Source organism: Pedobacter sp. KBS0701 (genome assembly GCF_005938645.2).
Classification (GTDB): domain Bacteria; phylum Bacteroidota; class Bacteroidia; order Sphingobacteriales; family Sphingobacteriaceae; genus Pedobacter.
The window spans coordinates 955993-979521 of the sequence record NZ_CP042171.1 but is presented as its reverse complement, the minus strand read 5'-3'; the positions used below and the strand labels follow the sequence as shown (position 1 = coordinate 979521).

The 23529-nt window shown below is 39.6% G+C and carries 19 protein-coding genes; 6 read left to right on the top strand and 13 right to left on the bottom strand.

The genetic code is table 11. The annotated features are described in order from the left end of the window. Positions 1 to 39: 39 nt before the first annotated feature. Both FFJ24_RS03820 and FFJ24_RS03815 read right to left on the bottom strand, forming a co-directional pair. Entirely contained in the window at positions 40 to 777 is a 738-nt protein-coding gene (locus FFJ24_RS03820) for a DUF3667 domain-containing protein (RefSeq protein ID WP_138822722.1), read from the bottom strand. Positions 778 to 785: 8 nt separating this feature from the next. Next, complete coding sequence (locus FFJ24_RS03815) at positions 786 to 1040, bottom strand: hypothetical protein (protein ID WP_138822720.1); 255 nt, start codon at positions 1038 to 1040, stop codon at positions 786 to 788. A gap of 144 nt (positions 1041 to 1184) precedes the next feature. Here FFJ24_RS03815 and FFJ24_RS03810 point away from each other — a divergent pair, with 144 nt between their 5' ends. Continuing rightward, entirely contained in the window at positions 1185 to 1808 is a 624-nt protein-coding gene (locus tag FFJ24_RS03810; RefSeq protein ID WP_138822718.1) for a TetR/AcrR family transcriptional regulator, read from the top strand. A gap of 429 nt (positions 1809 to 2237) precedes the next feature. Here the strand turns inward: FFJ24_RS03810 and FFJ24_RS26630 are convergent, their stop codons facing one another. The 4 genes from FFJ24_RS26630 to FFJ24_RS03790 form a co-directional block, all read right to left on the bottom strand. Beyond that, entirely contained in the window at positions 2238 to 2888 is a 651-nt protein-coding gene (locus FFJ24_RS26630) for a serine hydrolase (RefSeq protein ID WP_168202377.1), read from the bottom strand. Beyond that, on the bottom strand, positions 2851 to 3453 hold the full coding sequence (locus tag FFJ24_RS26625; RefSeq protein ID WP_138822713.1) for a serine hydrolase: 603 nt from the start codon (positions 3451 to 3453) through the stop codon (positions 2851 to 2853). Before FFJ24_RS26625 ends, FFJ24_RS26630 begins: the two co-directional genes overlap by 38 nt. Before the next feature lie 266 nt (positions 3454 to 3719). Next, entirely contained in the window at positions 3720 to 4373 is a 654-nt protein-coding gene (locus tag FFJ24_RS03795) for a YceI family protein (protein ID WP_138822711.1), read from the bottom strand. Positions 4374 to 4422: 49 nt separating this feature from the next. Further along, the gene (locus tag FFJ24_RS03790; RefSeq protein WP_210419451.1) at positions 4423 to 5334 is read right to left on the bottom strand and encodes a two-component regulator propeller domain-containing protein; all 912 of its coding nucleotides are present in this window, start codon (positions 5332 to 5334) and stop codon (positions 4423 to 4425) included. A gap of 260 nt (positions 5335 to 5594) precedes the next feature. Here FFJ24_RS03790 and FFJ24_RS03785 point away from each other — a divergent pair, with 260 nt between their 5' ends. Next, on the top strand, positions 5595 to 6488 hold the full coding sequence (locus tag FFJ24_RS03785; protein ID WP_138822707.1) for a winged helix-turn-helix domain-containing protein: 894 nt from the start codon (positions 5595 to 5597) through the stop codon (positions 6486 to 6488). A gap of 140 nt (positions 6489 to 6628) precedes the next feature. On the opposite strand, the gene FFJ24_RS03780 is transcribed toward FFJ24_RS03785, so the two are convergent. The 5 genes from FFJ24_RS03780 to FFJ24_RS03760 are packed head-to-tail and all read right to left on the bottom strand — an operon-like array spanning position 6629 to position 11823. Next, positions 6629 to 7648 (bottom strand): zinc-binding alcohol dehydrogenase family protein, encoded by a 1020-nt coding sequence (locus tag FFJ24_RS03780; protein WP_138822705.1) that lies wholly within the window; start codon positions 7646 to 7648, stop codon positions 6629 to 6631. A 2-nt stretch (positions 7649 to 7650) separates the two neighbouring features. Beyond that, the gene (locus tag FFJ24_RS03775) at positions 7651 to 8682 is read right to left on the bottom strand and encodes an aldo/keto reductase (RefSeq protein WP_138822703.1); all 1032 of its coding nucleotides are present in this window, start codon (positions 8680 to 8682) and stop codon (positions 7651 to 7653) included. Beyond that, positions 8675 to 9010 (bottom strand): L-rhamnose mutarotase, encoded by a 336-nt coding sequence (locus FFJ24_RS03770; RefSeq protein ID WP_138822701.1) that lies wholly within the window; start codon positions 9008 to 9010, stop codon positions 8675 to 8677. Before FFJ24_RS03770 ends, FFJ24_RS03775 begins: the two co-directional genes overlap by 8 nt. A 6-nt stretch (positions 9011 to 9016) precedes the next feature. Next, complete coding sequence (fucP, locus tag FFJ24_RS03765) at positions 9017 to 10285, bottom strand: L-fucose:H+ symporter permease (protein ID WP_371716947.1); 1269 nt, start codon at positions 10283 to 10285, stop codon at positions 9017 to 9019. A 20-nt stretch (positions 10286 to 10305) separates the two neighbouring features. Then, positions 10306 to 11823, bottom strand: coding sequence for an alpha-L-fucosidase (locus FFJ24_RS03760; RefSeq protein ID WP_138822697.1), 1518 nt, complete (start codon positions 11821 to 11823; stop codon positions 10306 to 10308). A gap of 109 nt (positions 11824 to 11932) precedes the next feature. On the opposite strand from FFJ24_RS03760, the gene FFJ24_RS03755 reads away from it, so the two are divergent. Then, on the top strand, positions 11933 to 12820 hold the full coding sequence (locus FFJ24_RS03755) for an AraC family transcriptional regulator (protein ID WP_138822695.1): 888 nt from the start codon (positions 11933 to 11935) through the stop codon (positions 12818 to 12820). A gap of 41 nt (positions 12821 to 12861) precedes the next feature. On the opposite strand, the gene FFJ24_RS03750 is transcribed toward FFJ24_RS03755, so the two are convergent. Beyond that, entirely contained in the window at positions 12862 to 14841 is a 1980-nt protein-coding gene (locus tag FFJ24_RS03750; RefSeq protein WP_138822693.1) for a PAS domain S-box protein, read from the bottom strand. 182 nt (positions 14842 to 15023) lie between these two features. Continuing rightward, the gene (locus FFJ24_RS03745; protein ID WP_246862733.1) at positions 15024 to 17819 is read right to left on the bottom strand and encodes a substrate-binding domain-containing protein; all 2796 of its coding nucleotides are present in this window, start codon (positions 17817 to 17819) and stop codon (positions 15024 to 15026) included. A 252-nt stretch (positions 17820 to 18071) separates the two neighbouring features. Between FFJ24_RS03745 and FFJ24_RS03740 the strand changes: the two genes are divergently transcribed. From FFJ24_RS03740 to FFJ24_RS03730, 3 genes are all read left to right on the top strand, one after another. Further along, the gene (locus FFJ24_RS03740; protein ID WP_138822691.1) at positions 18072 to 19406 is read left to right on the top strand and encodes a sugar porter family MFS transporter; all 1335 of its coding nucleotides are present in this window, start codon (positions 18072 to 18074) and stop codon (positions 19404 to 19406) included. Between the two features lie 5 nt (positions 19407 to 19411). Further along, complete coding sequence (locus FFJ24_RS03735) at positions 19412 to 20371, top strand: carbohydrate kinase (RefSeq protein WP_138822689.1); 960 nt, start codon at positions 19412 to 19414, stop codon at positions 20369 to 20371. A gap of 78 nt (positions 20372 to 20449) precedes the next feature. Then, entirely contained in the window at positions 20450 to 23521 is a 3072-nt protein-coding gene (locus tag FFJ24_RS03730; protein ID WP_138822687.1) for a TonB-dependent receptor, read from the top strand. Positions 23522 to 23529: the final 8 nt, after the last annotated feature.

The window sequence follows — 23529 nt, the reverse complement described above, 5'->3', positions numbered from 1 at the left end:
ACCACTCAAAAATTATTTTTATAGGCAGATGAAAACTGATCAGTGCTTTGAAATGATGGCGAAAACGATTCCAAGTATAAGGGTGAATAAGTTATACGATACCGGAACAAGGATACTTCTTAAAATCAAGGCTGTTTTGCTATAGTTAAAAGCTGAAAAAAACTGGTAATAAAACCAGATGCTATAAAAAAGCCCTAAAAACAAAACCACGCCATAAAGAAAAACAATCAATTTGCTATCGGTGTAAAAAATGGTAACCACCGAAATAAGCAGGCCCATAACCAGTTCTACAATAACACGGTTTGAATTTAGCACCAGGTGTTCGGAATAATTAAGCTTCGCTTTCCTGAACCATAAAAAAGATAATAAGGAATAAAATGGAATGGCTACGATCAATATCAGCTTTGGGTGTTCGGAGATAAATTTTTCAGTACTACTCATGGCGGCCTTGCCTCCCTGCGGCATCAGATCAGATATATTACCGTGGGTGAACGGTGCAATAAGACTTGATGCCGTCAAGATAAGCAGGATGAGCGTAACAAAACTAAAATACGGAACCCTTTTGCCCTGGATAAACTCTCGCACACTATGGCCAGGGCGAGTAAATAGCGCTTTAAGGGTAAATAAAATACCTTTATCAACATGCCATATACCATGAACAAAATCGTGGGCCAGGAAATGTTTGATGGAATAACGGTGCGTAGAAGATTTTTGCCCACAGTTAGGGCAGAAATTCTGCGTTACCGGAGCGGTACAATTCAGGCAATCGGATGACATTGAACTTTTTATTTTGAATTGCGGTTTTTAATTTCAGTCTTAATCTGGCCAAGGCTAATAAACGCTGGTAACAAAGCCAGCATACAGGATATGGGAATAGCTGCCAGAACTTTCGGCGTTTTAGTTGTAATAACAAGATAAATTAAAATAAGAAATGCGGCAAGCATTACCAAACCAAGCCCGATTAATGCACCCTTTATGCTCTGTTTTTTCTTGTATAATTCTTCGTTAGATAATTCGGTAAGTGGAATTACTTTCTTCATATTGTTGATTGTCTGGTTAATGGTCTGTGGCCACAATGTTGAGATACATAATATGGCCGAACAAATATACAATATATCACCAATCGGTGATAAAAATATTTAAAATTGATTGTGTAATTTTCCCCGGCGATATTTTGCATCAAAATGGAACAGAAAAAAGAAGTTAAACCGTTAAGGAATAAAGAAAAAAGCAAACAGAAGTTCTTAGATGCAGTAGAGAAAATACTCCATACAAAAGGCTTTTCAGGACTGAAGGTTAACGATATTGCACGTACGGCAGGCTTGGATAAAAAATTGATCTATAACTATTTTGGAGGAAAAGACGAACTCATTGATGAATATATCCGTTCACAGGATTTCTGGAGCAACGTAAAAGATGAGTCGGGAGGCCTTGTTGTGAGCGATGGCGGGAAAACATTCGCAAAAGCAATGCTTCTCTCTCAATTTGATTACGTTTTCAAAAATAAGGATTTACAGAAAATCCTGCTTTGGGGACTAGTAGAGAACCGCAAATCATTAAAAAAACTCGCAAACGACCGTGAAGAAAATGGTGCACGCTTATTTGAAAGTATCACAGATCCACATTTCAAGGAAAATGCCAAAAGATACAGGGCCATTATTGCATTGCTGATTTCGGGGATTTACTACCTGGACATTTACGCCACAACAAACGACTGCACTTTCTGTGGATTGGACCTAAAAACCACAGAAGGAAGATCGGAAATTGAAGATGCCCTGAGTTTTCTGATTGATAAGACTTATGAATAATCGAATTTTAATCGACTGCATTTTCCAATATAAACTTATTCTACTCTTTACTCTAAACAGTTTCCATTAGCCCGCAATAAATAATTATCATTGTCTTTTCCGCAGAACTTTATTGTTGAAGGTCTTTCCGGGGCACTTCAATCATTCCTTTTTTTTCATCTTATCAACGATCAGGATCTGATCGTTGGCCATAAATATTGTCCTTCGCATCTACAGCCAAACCCAAATCGCCTCATTCAACAAAACATTTAATGTTTGAGAAAGTACCGTTAATAGCTACATCCATTTTAAACAATGTTTTATATCATTTTCAGTTATAACTTATTTCCAATTTTAGTAGATAATCCATCTCTTATGGTGAGCTTAATTTTTCCTTTTTCATCAGTAGCAAAAATCAATATCATGTTAGAATCCAAGGCAAAAAATCTGTTATTGGTTTCTGCAAATATTCTTATGGGGGTAAGTATTGCTTCCGGTTAAATACAACTTACTGCCCGAAATCTGTACAGAGGTATCCGATATATCATATTTTCCCACATACTGCTGAAGAATTTCTTTTGGCACTGTAATTTCCAGTTTAGGCTTTGGTAGTGTGTAAGGTTTATCGTTAAGTATTGCGATAATTTTAGAAGCTATCGATTCAATAGTGGTGCTGGTTTGGTTGTTTAGCATAATAATACAGATATCATCCCCTGGTATCCTGCCAAAATAACTGGTAGCCCCATCCAGATTGCCGGAATGATATCCAATCCTTTTGCCGTAAAGTGAGTCGATAAACCAACCAAAACCATAATCCCCTTTTATTGAGGTATAACTTTGCGCAAGGCTTTGGGCAGAAATTATCTTATTGTTCTTTAGTCCTGCATAGAATTTATGCAGGTCATCCACACAGCTGTATAATCCACCAGAAGCATAAGTCCAACTGTAATCCCAGGTCTTTACAGTAACAAAACGGCTGGGAGAAAGGTAATCATAGCCAATGGTCTTATTCCTGCTTTTTAATGAAGCAAAATCATAGCCACTATTTTTCATCTTCAAAGGATCAAAAATCAGGCGTTTTACCGCTTCTTCGTAAGACATGCGGGTTATTTTTTCTATGATCATGCCGAGGAAGATCATATCCGGAATTACTGTAAGAAAATACTGTACCTGGTGCAAAATCAAGTGGCTGGCTGGAAAAATAAGAAATTAATTCTTCCTGACTCGTTTTCATACCAGCGAAAATTTTCCCGCGCAGGACCGAGTCTCTAAGCACCTCGCGGATTCCTGACGTATGGTTGAGTAAATTTGCAACAGTGATACCTGAATCGGGATGGATTCCTGGGAAATAAATACTTATCGGTGTATCGGGAGAAAGTTTTTTTTCTTCAATCAGTTTCAGTATTAACACTGCAGTAAAGCTCTTGGTTAATGAGGCGAGCTGGAATATTTCCTTCCCAGCACATTTACTGTTTGCTTCTACATCACGAAAACCATAAGCACCCCTGAAAACGATTTTTCCCGCTTTGGTAATCAAAACATTTCCATTGAACTTATTTAGGCTTACATAGGTCCTGATTAAACTATCGATACTTTTATTATAGGGCTGCGCATAAACGCATACCGAAATGAAAGAAAGTAAAACAGCAACAGAGATAATTTTCATAAAAAATACCTATTGTTAATAAGTATGGTTTTTATACATGGTGATAATCTGTAAGTCTTAATCACTATTTCTGAGTGTATATGAGGTGCTGGTAAAAATAATTAAATTATTAAGATTTCAAAATGACGCAGGCTACAGGAAATATCTTTTCAAAAGGGAAACTTGAACAAATTTTCCGGGTAACGTGAGTAGTATCGTGTAAAAAGCTTAAAGATAGCAGTTATCACAGCGTTTTACGAAACTCAAAGTTGGTTTGTAGAGAAAATTTATTTTTTCGCTACGATTTTTATATCGAATTCAATGGAATCAGAAATCGTTTGATTAGCCAAAATATCATAGAACTTTGCAGATTTATAACTGACATCCCATTTAGATCGATCAATGATGAGCTTGCCATTCGCTTTGACAATTTCGTTATTAACTTCCATTTTAACCGGAAAAGCAACCGGATGTGTGATACCTTTAATGGTTAGTTTTCCGGTAACGTTTTTATTTGCATCATTTATTGACACAACTTTAGTAATTGCAATTGTAGAAAACGGGAATTTTTCAACGTCAAAAAAATCTGGATTTTTTAAATGCTTAATAAGGTTATTATCATGCGCATGCCTCTCATCTTCAATTGTATTCATGTCTACTTCAACCGTACCGCCCAAAAGTTGACTGTTTTCGATCATCAATTCTCCTTTTGATATATGAACGTAACCTTTATGAGGATTAACACCTTTTAACGAAGATCCTTTCCACGTTACAACACTTTCTTTCTCATCTATTATAATGTATTTTTCATTCCCAATATGTAAGGATAAGGCGCTTGCCGGTGCATTACTTTTGTTTTCATTTTTTACACCTCCACAGCAACTGAAGAACAAAGAAGTAATAATTAAAATGAAGTATTTAATTGATAGTTTGCTGTTCATGATTAGAAGTTCTTTTGATTGATAATTGTTATTAAATTAGCCTATGCAATTATTGTTGCCCGGCTGCGCTCTTAAAGTCTTTAATGATTTTTCCATCATAACGATATACTCCATTTAAAGAGCCAAACCAGATATGTCCATCCTTTGCTTCCAAAATCCCACAAAGCATTTTATTTATTGAAATGATTTTAGTAATGCCGGGCTTTTCCCTGTACAATGACTTTTGATCATATCGGAGAAATTCCCAAGCGCCAACACCATTTGGGTTTGAGCTACCTGTAGTCCAGATATTTCCATTTCTATCTTCTATTATTGCTGAAACACCTCTCTGCGCTACCTTAATAAAGTTACTGCCATCATAGCGCCAAAGGCCATTTGAAACAAACACAGTATCACCCTTTTTATCATTGATTATTGATGCACCAAACCAAATATTGCCTTTTCTATCTTCTGTTATGCCCCAAACGTTGTTAAACGCTTTGCCATCTTTGTTTTTTAAAACAGTAAATGTTTTTCCATCATAAAAACAGGCCTCACCCCTCGTACCAAACCATAATTTCCCGGTTTTGTCTTCAACAATGGTATTAATTGAGTTATTGGAGAGTCCATCTCTGGTAGTAAAATTCCGAAAAGATTCCCCATCATAACGACTTACTCCACCTCCAGTACCAAACCAGATAATACCAGTTTTATCTTCACAAATAGACATAACAGCATTATTGGCAAGGCCCTCCTTTACGGTAAAATGCTGAAAGGTTTTCCCATTATACCGATAAACACCTGAATCGGTAGAAGAAAACCAAAGGATTCCTCGTCGATCCTCGAGTACATCCCAGAATCTACGCGGACCTATTTTGCTGGTAAGATTGGTAAACCACTTGCCATCGTATTGGAGAACCCCACCTCTTGATGCAGCAATCAAAACGGTACCATTCCTGCCTTTTTTTATATTGCGAACCATTGTGCTGGGTCCATAAGAAGTTATGGTGTCTTTGATAGTGTAATCAATATTATCTTTATGTAATTTAATTTGCTTTGGTCTGCAGGAAATGTGACAAATTAGCATTAGGAACAAAGGATATAAGTACCTGCATTTCGGAATCTTTTTATCTTCCATAATTGTATCAAGTTTGGTTCAGCAAAATTACTTTGATATTTTTCGGCTTTAGACATCTGGATTGTAAATAAAAATGTAAACTTTGTAAATAAAAACCTGACACTATGCTTGATAGCCGAAATCGCTTCTCCGGGAATGGTAAATACCTATTGGGATTCATGTTAGTTTTGTTTAGCTCAGTCATCTGTGCAGCTTTCAGTATAAACGGCAGTGAGGACTTTGATTTCGAAAGAAGAGAAGTTTTGCTCCGCCGGATCGGGCATGAACTACTTTTACTGTCAGGCGACAGTACATCAAGGGTGCTCCCGATAAAAAAGATTGCTGAAAATGAGTATCAGATCAGATTTGAGAAGGAGTTTACTTTCGACCCCATCTTCCTGGTGAATACCACTAAACGTTTATTGGCCAAAGACCCGCTGGTGAATGATTATGTCGTTAAAGTTTTGAACGCTAGCGACGGTAGCGTAGCCTATGGGTACGCGATATCCAAAAATAAAAAAGATGAAATTATAGCATGCGTAGGAAGAAAACAGCCAAGAGCACATTACATGATCAACATTAAATTGAAACCGGCAGGCATAAATACCGTAAAGAATGGATATCTTCTGGGCAGCCTGCCATTTTTAGCGTTTGTTGGTTTTATTTTCTTCAGATCTGTTAAGCCAGGAAGAGCTTTACCCAATGATGATCAGCATAAAGACATGATTACATTGGGTTCAGTTCTGTTTGATACGAAAAATCGTAAGCTCAACATCAATGAAAAGGTGATAGAGCTAACCGGAACTGAAACCCGATTACTACTCATCTTCGCGCGGTCTCCTAATGAAACCGTAGAGAGAAGCCGGCTGCAAAAAGAAATATGGGAAGACGAAGGTGTTATTGTAGGGCGTAGTCTGGATATGTTTATATCAAAACTTAGAAAAAAACTGGAGCTTGATCCAACTATCAACATTGTTGTTATACGGTCTAGAGGTTATAGGCTTGAAATTAATGCTTAAACAGTCCTCCTGCTCCGAATTGAGCTTATTGAATTCGATTTGGCACTTGTAAGAATGCCCTTATAAATTTAGTAATGAGGTCATAAAATCCTGCACTTTAAATCTATTTTAGTCTCTTTTCCGGGTAATATTAATTGTCGTTATTCATCAAAACTGATCAATGCTTTGATCAGAGATTCATTTTCGTGGAGCAACTGATTAAACTTTTCTTTTACCTCTGTAAAAGGAACACTGTGCGTAATAAAATCCATAGGGTTAATCAATCCTTTTCTGATACAATCAATTACATAAGCAAAATCATGCGACAGGGCATTTCTACTGCTCATCAGTACAGCTTCACGCTTATGAAACTCAGGATGTACAACCTCAATTGTACCTTTTTGAAGGCCTATCATAATAAATTTACCGGTATGAGCCAAAAATTTAAAGGCATTGTTAATGGCGTTTAAGTTTCCGGTACAATCAATTACCACCTTCGCCATTTCTCCACTGGTAATTTTGGATAGCTGCTCTAAAGCATCTGTTTTTAATGGATTTATGGTGTTCGTAATGCCAAAAAGCTCACTGCAAAAAGATAACCTGTTATCATTTACATCAATAACAATAACTTCCGCTCCACTTATTTTAGCAAAAGCGATAGTGCCCAAACCAATTGGCCCGGCGCCGAGTATAACCACATGATCTCCTTTATTCAACTGTGCCAGGCTAACGCCATGTGCACCAATAGCCAAGGGTTCTACCAATGCCAGTTCATCTACAGTTAATCCTTCCCCACTAACAATTGCAGATGCAGGAACCGTGATATACTCCTGCATGGCACCATCAATATGAACGCCGAAGACTTTTATGCTTACACAACAATTTGTTCTGCCCCTCCGGCAAGCAATGCAGGTTCCACAATAAAAATATGGGCTGATGGTAACCAGATCTCCAGTGTTAAAGTTTGCTCCTGCCCCAGCCTCTACCACTTCAGCAGCAATTTCGTGGCCGAGGATTCTTGGGTATTCGAAAAATGGTTGTGTTCCTTCAAATGCGTGATAATCGGTACCGCAAATCCCCAGTCTTCTCATCTTGAGCAATACCATACCATCTTCAACCAATGGCATTTCTTTATTAATATAACTAAATTCTCCTGGTGTATTACAAATTAATGCTTTCATCGTTATTTTAAAAATTCAATCAATCCCTGCGTTTTCATTTCCTGCCAAAACCCGGCAGGAATTTCTTTTTGGGCCAGTGCAGCATTAATAGCCACTTTCTCTGGCCGTGTGGTATTTAAGGCGATACTTTTTACTCCTGGAAAACCCGCAGAAAAACTGAAACAGGCCTCGGCAGGAAGTACCTCAAACTTTTTACAAACCTCGTAAAATTTATCCCTCCAATCCAAAAGTGATTTTCCCGTTAAACTATCCGCTTCAACCGGCTGGTAATTATAAAAATCCCCACCCGTTAAAAAGCCGCCGTTAAATATGGCCGAGTTAATTACTTTAATATTTTTTTGGTTAAGCTCATTTATAAATGCAATCAGATCAGGAGGGTGCGATTTTATGGTCAAACTATTGGCAATCATTACCCAGTCGAGCTTAACGTCTGCCACTATTGCCCGGATGATTTTCCAATCTTTTGCACCAACCCCAATGGAAGAAACTAAACCAGCAGTTTTTAGTTCAGCCAATGCCATGTAGGCATCAATGATTTGCTGGTAACGTTCTTTATAATCTTCCTCACTATGGCTTGCAAAAAGATATTCATCAGGGTCATGTACCGATACCATCTGCGCCTGGTAATTGCCCAGCAGCTCATTACCTTGTTCAAAACACTTTAATATCCCATCATAACTGATCATCTGCACCGCATCATGTTCAATATCCTTCCAGATACCTGCCTCGAATGTGGGCTCGGGCGTTAAAAGCGGTATTCTGTACCAGCCCAGTTTATTACTGATTACTACCTGCTGAGGATCCACCTTTAAATCTGCCAAACAATTCCCCAGCGATTCTAATGCGAGGCCTGCGCCATATTTTCCTGCAGAATCAAAAAATGCAACCGGTTTTGATGAGGCTACGCATGCTTTTACCACTTCCAGTTTAACGCCATAATCTACCGCCTGATAGAGATTCCCCAAACTACTGGTTCCAAAAATAACCGGAGGCAGGCTTTGGGCCGGTTCTTGCTGTTTATTATCGCTAACCATTTAACTGGAATATGTTTTTCATTAATACCCACTTTTCTCCTGGTTTTGCAAAGGGCAGCGCTTGCTGATATTTCCACATCAGCGTTTCCCATTCCTCTACCTTAGGATTGGAAGCATCCATAAGTGCCTTTTTTTCGAAACTGAAATCGTCTTCTGTTTCCATCACCATAAACAAGCGGTTAGAAATACGGTAGATTTCCATATCCAATATGCCCGAATCGATTATGCTACGTTTAATTTCAGGCCACCCATTAACATGGTAAGCCTCATACTCTGCAATAAGTTTTTCATCATCAACAAGATCGAGAGCCAAACAGTATCTATTCATTTTTAATTATAAAATTTCATTAGGTTGATTAATGATGTCTTTTCTGGTAATTTTTTGCCCCATTAAGCCAAAAAGCATAATAATAACAAAACAAACCAACGGCACATAATATCCATTTTGAATATTGCCTGTTCCATCACTCAAATATCCAAAAAAACGTGGAAGTATTGCACCACCCACAATTGACATAATAATTAAACTACTTCCCAGTTCCGTATCCTCTTTAAGATCTTTAATGCCCAGAGAGAAAATAGTAGGAAACATGACCGACATAAAAAAGCAGATGCCAATAACAGCATACACCGTTGTCATACCAGAAGCCATTATAGCAACAAAGCAGAGCAGTGCGCTGATAAAGGCATAGGTAACCAGTAAATATTGGCCCTTAAAAAAACGCATCAGGAATGTGGTAAAAAAGCGTCCTATCAGAAACGCGAAACCACATACACCTAAGTAATAAGTTGCTTCTTTATCGGTAATACCTGCCGATTTGGTTGCATAAAGAATAAACAAGCTAAATACAGATACCTGGGCACCAACATAAAAAAACTGTGCAGCTATTGCCCATGATAAATGTTTATGTTTAAAAACTTGCCAAAAACTTTGTTTAGCACGGCCTTCATTATTTGTTCTGATATCAGGTAATTTGATAAAATAAAATACAGCTGCCAGTATGACCAATAGGGTTCCCAACACAAAATATGGTGCCTGTACAGAGGTTGCTTCTGATGCCAGTACCATTTTTCTGGTAGCCAGATCCATTTTCCCAAGCGAGCTATCTGATACACCCTCCACCAGGATCAGTTTGCCTCCAATGATAGGTGCAAGCGAAGCCGCAAGCCCATTAAAAGACTGGGCAAGATTTAGCCTGAAAGTAGAGGTTTCTGGTTTCCCTACCAATGTAATATAAGGGTTCGCCGCTGTTTCCAGAATCGTGAGGCCACATGCAATGATAAACAGCGCAGCCAGGAAGAAATTGTAAGACTGTGCCTGTGCTGCAGGTAAAAACAAATAACACCCTACTGAAAATATCAGCAGGCCAGTTATAATTCCGCTTTTATAGCCGTATCTCTTCATAATGATACCTGCTGGCAACGCCATTACGAAATAAGCGATAAAAACAGCCGAATCTACAAGCGTGGCTTGTACAGTAGTGAGTGTAAATGACCGTTTTAAATGCGGAATCAATATCGGGTCGAGATTATGGGCAAATCCCCATAAAAAAAACAGTGAGGTAATCAATATTACCGCCAGTGTGGAGCGCTTGGTTTCCATCAAAGAAGATTAAGTATTTTTTATTTTTTAAATTCTATTTTAAAGCCTGTTACCGCCCAGGCAGGATAATTTTTAGGCTTTTGGATCACCAGCGAACCATCTGTTTGTGTCCATTCCAGTTTTTCTTTACTGCCCAAAAGGCTAACCGAGCTGATGGCTTTATCCAGATATTTAGAATTTTTTCCCAATAATTCCATTTTTATATCTGTTTTGGGAACAGCTAGGCAGAATGCAAAAAGGTTGCCCCCCTTTGTTGTATAACGGATGTCAGTAGCCTCATATTCACGGGTATCTGTTAATCCGCCGAAATCGCCTTTTTTCTGGTTCGATTTAATCGTAGATGGTCCTTCTCCGTATACTTTCCAGGGCCTTGTCGCATAAATTCCTTCTCCATAAGTCTTTGTCCATTTACCTATTTCCGTTACTATTTTGATTACATCGGGTTCTAAATCTCCTTCGGGTGTCTGTACAACATTAATCAACAGATTTCCATTTTTACTAACCACATCAATCAAAAGCTGGGCAATTCCATTTGCACTCTTGTAACGTTGTCCGGTTCTGTAATACCAATCACCAATTGATGTATCGGTCTGCCACGGAAAAGGGCTTATCGAATCCAGCACACCACGTTCCACATCCTGTGCCCATTTACCTCCGGAAGCTTCCTTAGGCGTGTAAACGGCTTCAAGTTTACCTTTATTTTTAGCCATATCCTGATTGTAATAATGCGCAACCATTTTACGCCCATATTCGTCAAAAGGAACTTTGCTATCAGAATAAAGTAGATCGGGATGATAATTATCAATCAGTTCGGTTACATATATCAACCATTTTTTATGCCATCCCGGATTATTGGTCAGCCATTCTTTTATATCGCTCGAATCAGCAGGCAAATGGTACAGATCTGAATACTGCGGGTCATGTCCATCATACGGAACACCGGCAAACGAACCGGTTTTATCTGCTCCATGGCTAGGCTGGAACCAATTGAAACTTGCAGCCAGGTGTTCAGAAACCCCAAAACGAAGGCCTTCTTTTTTTGCTGCTTTTTGCCAAAGACCAACTACATCTTTATGAGGCCCCATATTTACCGAATTCCACTTATGTATCTTTGAATTCCATAAAAAGAACATATCATGGTGCGAACCCATACTTACAAAATATTTGGCACCCGCTTTTTTATAAAGGGCCATTAATTGTTCAGGATTCCATTTTTCTGCCTTCCAAAGCGGAATAATGTCTTTATAACCAAATTTGGATGGTGTTCCATAATGCTCTACATGATATTTATTCTGATCGTTGCCTTGCAAATACATGCCTCTTGCATACCAATCGCCCTGACGGGGAACTGCCTGAGGGCCCCAGTGCGACCAGATACCAAATTTGGCATCACGGAACCATTCGGGATATTTGTATTGCTTTAAGGATTCATCTGTAGAATTGAATTTACCCTGCTCAAGATTAGTTTTCTTTTGCTGAGCCTGTGCACTTAGCAACATTGAAATTGCAATAATGCTTATGGATATTCTTTTTTTCATTTGTGTAATAAAGGTTTAATATTTGGTTACTACGGTCAAAAATAAACATGTTATCCGATCTATTTTTAGATAAATTAGACTTTTTATTGTAAAAATCCGACATTTAGAAATGATTAAAAGAGTACTCCAAAATACCTTTTCGCTGCTCAATGTAGATTATGTGAAATTAACGGAAAAATGGAATTACCTGAATGTGATCAGTCCTTATTTCCGGATTTATTATATAGACGATGGAAACGGTGAGGTATCTGACCCGGGGGGATCTTTAAAACTAGAACCCGGATACCTATACATTATACCCAGTTTCACACCTTGTAACCTACATTGCAACGGATATTTGAGCCAGTATTTCGTGCAGTTTTTTGAAGAATCTGTAGACGGGACTTCTCTATTTGCGCGAAGCCGTAATGTTTCAAAGATTAAGGCAACACAAATGGACATCGATCTATTTAAGCGACTACTCGAAATAAATCCTGGCCGTGGCATTAACCGGTCTGATGACCCAAAAATTTACGAGAAAAATATTTTCTATAAAGAATACCAGGAATTGAACAATATGCAGGGCTTAGCCAGTTACCTTGAAACCCAGGGTATACTACTTCAATTGATGGGACGTTTGCTCCAACCACAGTTACATCGGAAACATGAGGACCGACATGCGCCGGCCAAAATAGTGGAAACAGTTGGTTATATCCTTGTAAATTTGCAGCAGGAACTATCCGTAACCAGTCTGGCCTCACGTGTTAATCAGCACCCTGATTATTTCTCCCGTTTATTCAAAACTTTTACAGGCCAGCGCCCCGTTACCTACATTCTTGAAAAACGGATTGAGCGGGCACAGTATTTATTAGCCACCAGCAGGCTTGCCTATTCGGATATTGCGACACAAACCGGATTTGATAATCTTTCCTACTTTTCAAAATCCTTTAAAAAAATTACCGGCATGTCTCCCAGTGCCTATAAAAAACAGGTTTATACTGTTGGTTTCACTTTATAATTATAATTTGAGTGATTAAGGCTTCATTGGCTTCCCATTCATTACGCCAAACTAGTTTGCGCTAATGGTAAAGAAAAATTAAAGGTTGCACCTTTACCGGGCTCACTTTCAACCCAAATCTGACCGCCATGGCGTTCAATAATATCTTTCGATATAAAAAGCCCCAGACCTAATCCTGATGAACCGTCTTTATTATCTTTGGCCTGGTAAAACTGGCTGAATATATGACGCTGGTTTTCTTCGCTAATACCGGGGCCAAAATCCTTAATCGAAGTAAGTACTATTTTATCTAAATGTTGAACTTTCAATTCAATTGTTTTTTCATGAGGTGCATATTTAACTGCATTATTCAATAAATTTGTAAGTACCTGTTCAAGGCGCATGCGGTCAGTGTTAACAAAGCTTTCTTCCGGCATTTCAATAGTTAAAATATGCGCTGGATGGGCTTGTAAAAAAGATTCTTTCATTTCCTGAATAAGTATGGCCAGGTTAAGGTATTCCATATTCAGTTGTAGTTTTCCGGCCTGGATCTTGGAAACATCAAAAAGATCACTAACCAGAACAATCATTTTTTCCAGTTGCCTGATCGCCTTTTCAAGGAGATTTTTTGCGATACCTTCACCTGTGTTTCGATTGGCCAGCTGCAAATAACCAAAAAGAGAGGTCATTGGTGTTTTTAATTCATGGGAAGCCATTGCAATGAATTCGTCTTTTTTAGCACTTAGTTCCTGTACCTCTTTAAAAAGCATCGAATTTTCTATAGCAATGGCCGATTGGGAGGCTACTGTAAGGACAAGGTCCTCATGCTCTTCTTTAAAAATTGCCTTTTCCTGATGACCGAAAAACAGCCCGCCTATCACGTCACCTGATTTGGTTTTAACCGGAACCGCCAGATAACTGATCACAGGTAAATGTCCGGAAGGTTTTCCAAAAAATGGCGCATTTTTGCCATAGCGGGGATCCTGGGTGATGTCGTCTGAGCGAAGTACTCCTTCTCCGCTGAAAGTAGGATGAAATAAATCGGTATTACGTGGCATCGGGAAGTTAGCGAAAGCTTCCCCCGGAACACCTGATAGGGTGTACAACCGGTAAGATTCTCCTTCCTGGTTAACCTGATTATAAAAAAATGCCCCAAACGCTGCTCCGGTTAGCTTTGTAGTAGAATCAGTTACCTGCTGTAATATTTGCTGAAGGTCTAGCGATTCGTTAATGCTTCTGCCCACTACATTCAATAGTTCCAGGCGTTCAATATGTTTGGCAATTAATTTTTCAGACTCCTTTTGGGAAGTAATATTACGGGCCACCTTAGATGCGCCAATAACAGCCCCATCGCTATTTTTAATAGGCGATACGGTTAGTGAAATATTTAGTAAGCGCCCATCTTTAGTTTTTCTGATGGTCTGTATGTGGCCTACCTTTTCGCCACGCCGAATGCTTGAAATTATATTTTCTTCTTCGCTCAAACGATCAGCAGGGAGAAGTATGGTGATGGGTTGGCCAACGGCCTCGTCTTCGGCATAGCCAAAAATATGCTCCGCTCCTTTATTCCAGGTCGTTATAATTCCATCAAGCGTCTTACTGATAATGGCGTCTTCGGAACTTTCTATAATAGCAGCAAGCATGGATTGTTTTTCTTCTGCCTGGTCTTCGAAGGAAACATCATGGGCAATTTGAGACATTCCAATAATTTGTCCGTTTTCATCTTTGATCGGCGAAATGGATAAGGTAACGGGTATTTCTATCCTTGAGCGGGTAAGACATACTGTTCTGTACTGGTTGATACGCTTACCGTTTAAAGCCTCCTGCATCAGCTTTTCTTTCTCTGAATATTTGTCATCCGGACTCAATATAAAAACAGATTGGCCAAGTATCTCTTGTGCAGTATAGCCGAACATACGTTCTGCAGCAGGGCTCCAATTGGTTATCCTGAATTCAAGGTCATGACAATATATGGCATCCTGAATGCCTTCAAAAATAGATTGCAGTGTGAAGATGTCAGGCAGATGAGCTGATTTTATCATAATTATTGTGGATTAGATCCATCGAAAAGACCAATCAAATTTATTGAAGATATTTTAACAACCATTCATCCTAAATGTTTTTTTCCGTGTTCAAGTATCTTGAACAAAGAGACAAGCATGTTATTGTCCTTCGCCAATGATTCAAAAGGGTTCGAAATCTACATTACCGGAACTATGCATCATCAATTATTTTGTTTTTTCTTAAACTCACTTGGACTCATTCCGTATTTTCCTTTAAACAAGGTAGAAAAGTATGTTGGTGATGAAATACCTATTTTGAAGGCGATTTCAGAAATGGAATAATCTTCATTCATCAGCAGGTAACTGGCCTTTTTCAATCTGCGGTTTAAAATATAGTCCGTAATACTGCAATCAAGTAATGCTTTAACCTTTCTATATAGCTGAATACGGGAAATGCCAATCATTTTGGCAATGTCCTCTACATTTAGTGTTTCATTTCCCAGGTGGAGCTCTACAATGCCTGCAAAATCATTAAGGAACTTTTTATCAAGCGTGCTGAGCGTTGATTTTTTCTCTACGCCAGCGCTGATATCGCTGATATAATGTTCCTTTAATAACATACGGTTGGTAAGCAGGTTTCGAACATTTGCCTGAAGGAAGTCAAAATGAAAAGGTTTGGTCATATAGAGATCGGCCATACTATTTATTCCCTCTATCTGCTGTTCAGGGCTAGCCTGTGCGGTTAGCAGAATCAGCGGAATATGGGAAGTTCGAAGATCTGTTTTTATTTTCTTTGCAATTTCTTTGCCTGACATACCGGGGATAATTACATCAGAAACGATGATATCAGGAATTTTTTCGAAAGCTTCATGAAGTCCCTGGTTACCAGTCGTAGCCGTGAATACCTCGTAATTCGCTGAAAATTTTTCATGAAGATAATTTAACAGGTCGGGATTATCCTCAATAATCAGGACGGAATATTCTTTGATATATTCACCAATCGGATCAAACTGTTTATCCTCCGCAGGTAACTCTTCTGTAATATAAACTTTTACCTGTTCAGTTAATGAAACAACTCTGTCTTCTGCGCTTACAGGGGAAAGCTTTGAATCTATCAGCTCACCATAGGGCATGGTTACAGTGAAAGTACTTCCCTGCCATTTTCTGCTCTGCACTTCAATAGTGCCGCCATGCAAATGCACCAGTTCACGAGTAAGGGAAAGACCAAGACCAGATCCCCTCGATTCGCTGGTATTGGATTGATAAAACTGATCCCAAACCTGCTGCAATTCCTCTTGATTCATCCCACTGCCATTGTCGGCAACTGAAATGATAAAATTATTATCCTTAGTGGTCAAATCCACAATAATTCGTCCATGAGCCGGGGTAAACTTCAATGCATTGCTCAATAGGTTGAGTACGATCTTTTCAAGAATACTTACGTCAAAATTGGCCACGATATCATGTTGTGGAAAGGAAAATTTCAAAGCGATATCTTTTTTCAGGGCGCCGTATCTGAAGCTTTCTATTATTTCATTCAGGAAAGACTGAACATTGTTCCTGGTTGATTGCACATGGAATTTCTGATGTTCTATCTTTCTGTAGTCAATAAGTTCGTTGATCAGCTTCAGTAACCGATACGCATTCTTTTGAATCATCGTTAATTCCCGCTTTTCCCCGCTTTGGATTTTATCGCTTTTCAATAAATCTTCCAATGGTGATAAAATCAAGGTTAGCGGGGTTCTGAACTCATGGGATATATTGGTAAAAAAATTAAGCTTGGCCTCGGTCGCTGCTTCAATCTTGTCCGAGGCATCGATTAGCTTATTTCGCTGATCCAGTATCTGGACATTTTTCTGCTCAAGGCTTTTATTAATTTTCCGGTTCTCCAATAAGGAAAAAAATGCCAGTCCTCCAAATATCACGGCCAATACCAGTGTGATCACAATAAAATTGAGCACCAGCTTTTGATTATCGTAGATCCGAAGCTGATCGGACAACATCGTTTGCTGGCGTTCAATATCTCTTTGCTGACTGGATACCTTTGCCCATTGAAGTTTCATCAGCTGAACTGAAGAACTATCGATAACTAAGCTCTGCAGGATATTTTCTTTTGAGAAAGGTTCTTTATTTAAAACTTTGAATGCAATACTAATGGCTTCTTTGCCACCTGTGGGATATAACACACTGGCTGATATTTTTCCCTCACTGATCAGCTGTAGTCCACCGCCCGAACCAGGAAGCGCATCTACTCCTATTACCTTGATGTGTTTTGAGGCATTGTGGCGCCGAAGAAAATCTTCAGCACTTGCGGCCATAACGTCATTGTGTGCAAAAACAGCGTCAGATTGTAGTATCGTTTCTTTATTCTTTTCCAGTTCCAGAATGGTGCTGCGGGCAACCCAATTACCATAAAACTGAGCAGCTAGTTTTATTCCCCGTGATTTACTTAATTCATCGGAAAAACCTTTATCGCGCTCCATCGCCGGAGAAGATCCCGGTAAACCTAATATTTCGACCACTTTGCCAGTTCCTTTCAGTAGCTTAGTGATGTATTGGCCAGCCATTTTGCCGACCTGATAGTTCTCGGCACCTACATACGCAGTGTATTGAGATGAAGAAGTTTTCCGGTCAAGAACAATTACCGGAATTCCTTTATTATATACTTTTTCGACAATATCCGTCAATGGAGATGCTTCGTTTGGAGAGATAATTAAAAGATCAATATGATTATCAACCAATTCTTCTACCTGCTCAATCTGTTTCTTGCTGCTGTTGTTCGCATCCCTGTAAATGAAGTTGGTTCCTGAACGAAGGGAAAATTCCATTTTCATTTCTTCGAGCATTGTTTTCCTCCACAAATCAGATCCCACACATTGAGAAAAACCGATAGTGAACTTTTTTTCTTCCTTCTTTTCCGAACAGGAGCTAAAGAAAAGCAGTGTAACGGCCAGACTCAAAAGCCAAATATTGAAAGCTTGAACAGTAGCTGGTTTGAGGAATATTTGATTATTCATTTAATAAAGCTATAGATTACTTTTCGATATTGGAAATAAGCAACAAATCCTTACCTAGCACCATGTAACCAAATTTAACATCTCGTGTTACAATATTTAAAGTTGGATAAAGCAGAAAGGGAAATAAAAACATAAAACACTAATAAACAACACTTTAAATTAATTTAATTTTTTAATGCTTTTGATAGAATTTTAATAGTGTCACAGAATGATTTGGTCTAATTTGCGATCGTTAACCAATAATAAACCCTTATGAAAAAACACTCTGTCCTGGCATGGTCCATGGTTGTGGCCTTAGGCGGCTTTCTCTTTGGATTTGATACAGCCGTTATTTCAGGAGCTGAAAAATCCATTCAACAGTTCTGGAACCTCTCTGCATTTGCGCATGGGCTTACGATATCCATTGCACTTATCGGTACGGTAATCGGCTCGCTGGTAGGATCCCGTCCATCTGATTATTTCGGAAGAAAAAACACACTTTATTTCGTGGCTGCTGCATACTTACTCTCCTCGCTCGGTACCGCTATGGCAGATAACTGGTATATCTTTTTAGCATTCCGTTTCTTAGGCGGCCTGGGCGTGGGTATATCTTCTGTAACTGCACCAATTTATATTTCAGAGGTATCTCCGGCACATAGAAGAGGCCGGCTTGTAGGGCTTTTCCAGTTCAATGTTGTACTGGGTATATTAATATCTTATCTTTCAAACTATCTGCTAAGCCAGGGAGGTGAGGCATCATGGAGATGGATGCTTGGTGTTCAGGCATTTCCTTCCATAATATTCCTGGTTTTAATCTACTTTATTCCTGAAAGCCCAAGATGGCTTATACTCAAACGTGGCGCCTACGATAAAGCATTGGAAATCCTGCGCATCATCAATCCACTAAACTGCAATGAAGAGCTTGCCGCTATCCGGAAGTCAGGTCAGGATATGCAGCAAAACAAATCTTCTGACGGACTTTTTTCAGGCAAGTACAAGACACCTGTTATCCTGGCCATACTGTTTGCTTTCTTCAACCAGGTATCCGGAATAAACGCCATCATTTATTATGCACCAAGAATTTTTGAGATGGCAGGGCTTGGAGCACATTCTTCGCTTTTATCTACTGTCGGTATCGGAATGGTCAATTTTATCTTTACGCTACTGGCCATCAATATCATCGATAAAGTTGGTCGGAAAACCTTGATGTTTATCGGTTCCATAGGCCTCATCATATCCCTTGGCCTCGTTGCATTTGCTTTTCTAGGCGGTTCCTCCAGTGGTTTCGAAATCCCGATTTATGTTATGCTCTTCATTGCCTTCTTTGCTTTTTCGCAGGGTGCGGTTATCTGGGTATTCATTTCCGAGATCTTCCCAAATCAGGTCAGGGCAAAAGGACAAACACTCGGCAGTTCTACACACTGGGTAATGGCAGCGCTGATTGCGTTCTGCTTTCCCTACCTGGCAGAATCATTTGGAGGTGCAAATATATTTTTCTTTTTCTCTGCAATGATGGTCCTGCAATTGGTATTCGTTTGGAAAATGATGCCGGAAACTAAAGGAAAATCACTGGAGCAGATCGGAGAAAATGTTGTTTTGATGCATTAAACGATATGAATAATATGATAAATAAGCCAAACTATAATTTTACTCCAGCCACATGTTTTGGAGAAATTCTGTGGGACGTATTGCCAGACGGACCACAGCCCGGAGGAGCACCTTTAAATGTTGCTTATCACCTCAATAAGCTGGGCATGGACTCAAGCCTGATCACCCGGATTGGGAACGATGAAAATGGCCAAAAACTCGTTGAATTGATGGAAAACTGGGGAATAAATACAGGGCTTCTACAAGTTGATGAGCAATTTGAAACCAGCCAGGTTCTGGCCAAAATGAACAATGGAAATGAAGTAAGTTATGAAATTGTATTTCCGGTAGCCTGGGATTTTATTGATCAAAGTCAGCAACTCATCAAACATATAAAACCGTCAACATACTTTATTTTTGGAAGTTTAGCGTCCAGAAACGAAACCTCCAGGAATACCCTTTATCATCTTTTGGATAATGATGCCATTAAAGTGTTCGATATCAATCTCCGTCCGCCCTTTATCAATCAGGCTCAATTAGGTCATTTATTATCGAAGGCAGACATCGTCAAGTTTAATGAGGCGGAGTTGGGTATTGTGCAAATCATGTTTGGCGGTTCTTTGGAAGGGGAAGCTGATAAAGTACGGTTTATACAAGACCGTTTCAAAATACCCGAAGTTATTGTAACCAAGGGTGAGTTTGGTGCCTCATACTATAATTTAGACAAAACCTACAATGTTTGGGGAAATGAGATAAAGGTAAAGGATACAATTGGCAGTGGCGATTCCTTTTTGGCGGCATTTATTGCGGCCCATAGTCGTCAGGATCAACCCTTACAAATCCTTAAAAAAGCAATTGCTATGGGTGCATTTATCGCTACCAAGAAGGGCGGATGCCCTGAATACAAATTTGAGGAATACCAGGCTTTCTTTAACGAATTATTTACCACAAAACCTGCCAGTAACAGTACGCACACTGCTGCCTAGAGGATAAAAAACAAACAAACTACATAACCGGCAAATGCTGATTATGTAAAAAAACTAACCATTATAAACCAATATTTTATGAGAAGAGTAATACTATGCTGTGTTCTTGTGTTTTGCTTTATGGCGAGTACATACGCACAAATCCGAAACATTACCGGGACGGTTACCGATAAATCCTCAAAACCTGTTCCGGGAGCTTCTGTCTATAATGTGGAAACTGGTAAATCCACACAAACAGACGAAAAGGGGAAATTTTTAATCGAGGCTGCCGGGGGGCAAACCCTCCGGTTTATTTACATGGGCGCTCAGACGGTCAGTTCCAAGGTTGGCAGTACATCGGTAGTAGATGCACAACTGGAAGTTTCCGCCACCAATCTGAACGATGTGGTGGTAACCGGCTACCAGACAGAAAGGAAAAAAGACCTGACAGGTGATGTGGCCATTGTGGATGTAGATGAACTTAAAAAGCAATCTGTAGCCAACCCAATGAAAGCATTGCAGGGCCAGGTAGCAGGTGTTTATATCACAGGAAACGGATCGCCCAGCGCTCCGGCAACCATCCGAATCAGAGGTATTGGAACTTTAAATGACAATGATCCCCTGTATATTATAGATGGCGTACCGACCAAGTCAGGCATGCATGAGCTCAATCAGGCAGATATTGAATCGATGCAGATTCTTAAAGATGCTTCATCTGCCAGTATTTATGGCGCCAGGGCAGCAAACGGAGTGATCGTTATTACCACCAAAAAGGGGAAAACAGGTAAAACTCAGTTAAGTGGAAACGCTTACTCATCGCTTTCTACCTATGTAAATAAGTTGGAGATGCTGGATGCAGAAGGTTATGGTAAAATTTTGTGGCAGGCCTATGTCAACAAAAACCTCGACCCTAATTCGAACGGATTGCGTTATCAATTCGATTGGAAAGTTGACCCAAATACCAATCAGCCCGTATTAAATAAGGTACTTTTACCCGAATTTCTAAACGCTACACAAACCCTTCGCACTTCAAATACAGATTGGTTTAAAGAAATATCCCAGCCTGGTATCATTCAGAATTATGATGCGCAGGTTTCAAGCGGAACTGAAAACGGACACTATTTACTTTCCCTTGGCTACTTTGACAACAAAGGCATTGTAAGAACGACCGGATTCAACCGTATTTCAGCAAGAATAAATTCAGACTATAAGTTATTCAATGGTGCATTGACCATAGGTCAGAACCTGAGCGTGACCAAAACAAAAGAAGTTGCTGCCGACATTATTAATTCTGCGCTGCAGGCATTGCCGATCATACCGGTGCATACCGTAGATGGCATAGGCTGGGGCGGTCCTGTTGACGGGATGAACGATCGCCAGAACCCTGTTCGGGTGCTGGAAGACAATCAACAGAATGGCTATGACTTCATGAGGTTGTTTGGTAATTTCTTTGCAGATGTTAAAATTGCAAAGGGCTTGGTATTCAAATCCAATTTCGGGATTGATTACGGTGACTATACAAGCAGGAACTGGCAAAAAAAATACCAGAGTGGTTACCTGGTTAATGATGTGAACAAAGTAATCAATACCCAGACACACAATGTGAAAACCACCTGGACCAATACCCTGAACTACAGCCTGGAGTCAGGCAATCACCGCCTTAATGCCTTTGCAGGAACAGAACACTACGTAGAGAACTCCAATACTTTTATGGCCTCGAGGGAGGGATTCGTTTTAGAAGATCCTGATTACCTTTATTTAGATGCTGGTACGGGCATAAAAGACAACAGCGGCAGTGGTGCAAAAAACGTGCTCTTGTCTTATATAGGTAGAGCGAATTATTCTTACATGGATCGTTACCTTGTATCTGCAACCATCAGAAGAGACGGTTCTTCCAGGTTTGGAGCAAATAATAAATATGGCTGGTTCCCTGCATTCTCAGGTGCATGGAGGATCAGTGAAGAATCTTTCGTAAAGAATAATGCTTCCTTTGTAGACGATTTGAAACTTCATGCAGGATGGGGAAAAACCGGTAACCAGGAGATTAATAATAACGCAATTTATAATATTTACCTGTCCAATTACAATATCACTTCCTATGATATGAATGGAAACAAAAGCGGTGTACTTCCTTCAGGGTTTTATCTGTCTCAGAATGCCAATCCAAACCTGCGTTGGGAAGCAACAGAAATGAGCAATGTCGCCCTTGACTTTTCGCTCTGGAAACAAAAATTGTATGGCAGCGTTGGCTATTACCTTAAAAAGACTACTGGCATCTTATTGCTTCCTCCGTATATTGGTGTGCTTGGAGAAGGCGGTAACACCTATGTAAACGGTGCATCAATGGAAAACCGTGGATTTGAACTATCCCTGGGCCACAAAAGCCGCTTAACGGATGATTTAAGTATCGACGTGAATGGAAATTTCGATATGGTTAGAAATAAGGTTACCTATCTGCCTGCGGCAGTAGTAAACGCATACGGCGGTGATGGCAAAGGACAGAATATCCTGGGCAGATCTATTGGATCTTTCTTTGGTTATGTTGCCGATGGTCTTTTCAGGACTCAGGCTGAGGTAGATAATTCTGCTGCGCAACCCAACAAAGGACTTGGAAGAATCCGTTACGCGGATTTAAACCATGACGGTGTTATCGATATAAATGACCGTACCTGGATTGGAAATCCGGTGCCAAAATATACTTATGGCTTTAATGCAAACATCAACTATAAAAATTTTGATTTCTCTTTTCTCTTACAGGGGATAGGCGATGTAGCCGTACGAAATGATGCCAAATCTTATACGGATTTCTGGGGTGCCATCGAATCTTCTTCAAATAAAGGCGCAAGGTTATTAAACGCATGGTCACCTTCCAATCCGAACTCTGATATTCCTGCAGTAGCGTTAACAGATGATAATAACGAGGCCCGTCTTTCAACCTATTTTATTGAAAACGGCTCTTATCTTAAGTTGAGAAACGCCCAGATCGGCTATACATTTAACAAACAGCTGATCAGCAAGTTAAAAATGCAGAATCTTCGTGTATATATAGGAGGAGACAATTTAGCCATTTTAATGAAGTCGAAATCCTTCACCGGTCTGGATCCGGAAACTCCAGGATTTGGCTACCCTAACCCACTGGTTGTTACGGCCGGAATTAATGTAAGATTTTAATAATTGAA

Excerpts from the sequence above, each read along its gene's own strand:
- FFJ24_RS03780 (WP_138822705.1), bottom strand. The coding sequence starts at position 7,648 with ATGAAAGCATTAATTTGTAATACACCAGGAGAATTTAGTTATATTAAT.
- FFJ24_RS03815 (WP_138822720.1), bottom strand. The coding sequence starts at position 1,040 with ATGAAGAAAGTAATTCCACTTACCGAATTATCTAACGAAGAATTATAC.
- FFJ24_RS03740 (WP_138822691.1), top strand. The coding sequence starts at position 18,072 with ATGAAAAAACACTCTGTCCTGGCATGGTCCATGGTTGTGGCCTTAGGC.
- FFJ24_RS03760 (WP_138822697.1), bottom strand. The coding sequence starts at position 11,823 with ATGAAAAAAAGAATATCCATAAGCATTATTGCAATTTCAATGTTGCTA.
- FFJ24_RS03755 (WP_138822695.1), top strand. The coding sequence starts at position 11,933 with ATGATTAAAAGAGTACTCCAAAATACCTTTTCGCTGCTCAATGTAGAT.
- FFJ24_RS03770 (WP_138822701.1), bottom strand. The coding sequence starts at position 9,010 with ATGAATAGATACTGTTTGGCTCTCGATCTTGTTGATGATGAAAAACTT.
- FFJ24_RS03745 (WP_246862733.1), bottom strand. The coding sequence starts at position 17,819 with ATGAATAATCAAATATTCCTCAAACCAGCTACTGTTCAAGCTTTCAAT.
- FFJ24_RS03790 (WP_210419451.1), bottom strand. The coding sequence starts at position 5,334 with ATGGTTCGCAATATAAAAAAAGGCAGGAATGGTACCGTTTTGATTGCT.
- FFJ24_RS03730 (WP_138822687.1), top strand. The coding sequence starts at position 20,450 with ATGAGAAGAGTAATACTATGCTGTGTTCTTGTGTTTTGCTTTATGGCG.
- FFJ24_RS26630 (WP_168202377.1), bottom strand. The coding sequence starts at position 2,888 with ATGTCTTACGAAGAAGCGGTAAAACGCCTGATTTTTGATCCTTTGAAG.
- FFJ24_RS03750 (WP_138822693.1), bottom strand. The coding sequence starts at position 14,841 with ATGATAAAATCAGCTCATCTGCCTGACATCTTCACACTGCAATCTATT.
- FFJ24_RS03775 (WP_138822703.1), bottom strand. The coding sequence starts at position 8,682 with ATGGTTAGCGATAATAAACAGCAAGAACCGGCCCAAAGCCTGCCTCCG.
- FFJ24_RS03785 (WP_138822707.1), top strand. The coding sequence starts at position 5,595 with ATGCTTGATAGCCGAAATCGCTTCTCCGGGAATGGTAAATACCTATTG.
- FFJ24_RS03810 (WP_138822718.1), top strand. The coding sequence starts at position 1,185 with ATGGAACAGAAAAAAGAAGTTAAACCGTTAAGGAATAAAGAAAAAAGC.
- FFJ24_RS26625 (WP_138822713.1), bottom strand. The coding sequence starts at position 3,453 with ATGAAAATTATCTCTGTTGCTGTTTTACTTTCTTTCATTTCGGTATGC.
- FFJ24_RS03820 (WP_138822722.1), bottom strand. The coding sequence starts at position 777 with ATGTCATCCGATTGCCTGAATTGTACCGCTCCGGTAACGCAGAATTTC.
- FFJ24_RS03735 (WP_138822689.1), top strand. The coding sequence starts at position 19,412 with ATGAATAATATGATAAATAAGCCAAACTATAATTTTACTCCAGCCACA.
- FFJ24_RS03795 (WP_138822711.1), bottom strand. The coding sequence starts at position 4,373 with ATGAACAGCAAACTATCAATTAAATACTTCATTTTAATTATTACTTCT.
- fucP (WP_371716947.1), bottom strand. The coding sequence starts at position 10,285 with ATGGAAACCAAGCGCTCCACACTGGCGGTAATATTGATTACCTCACTG.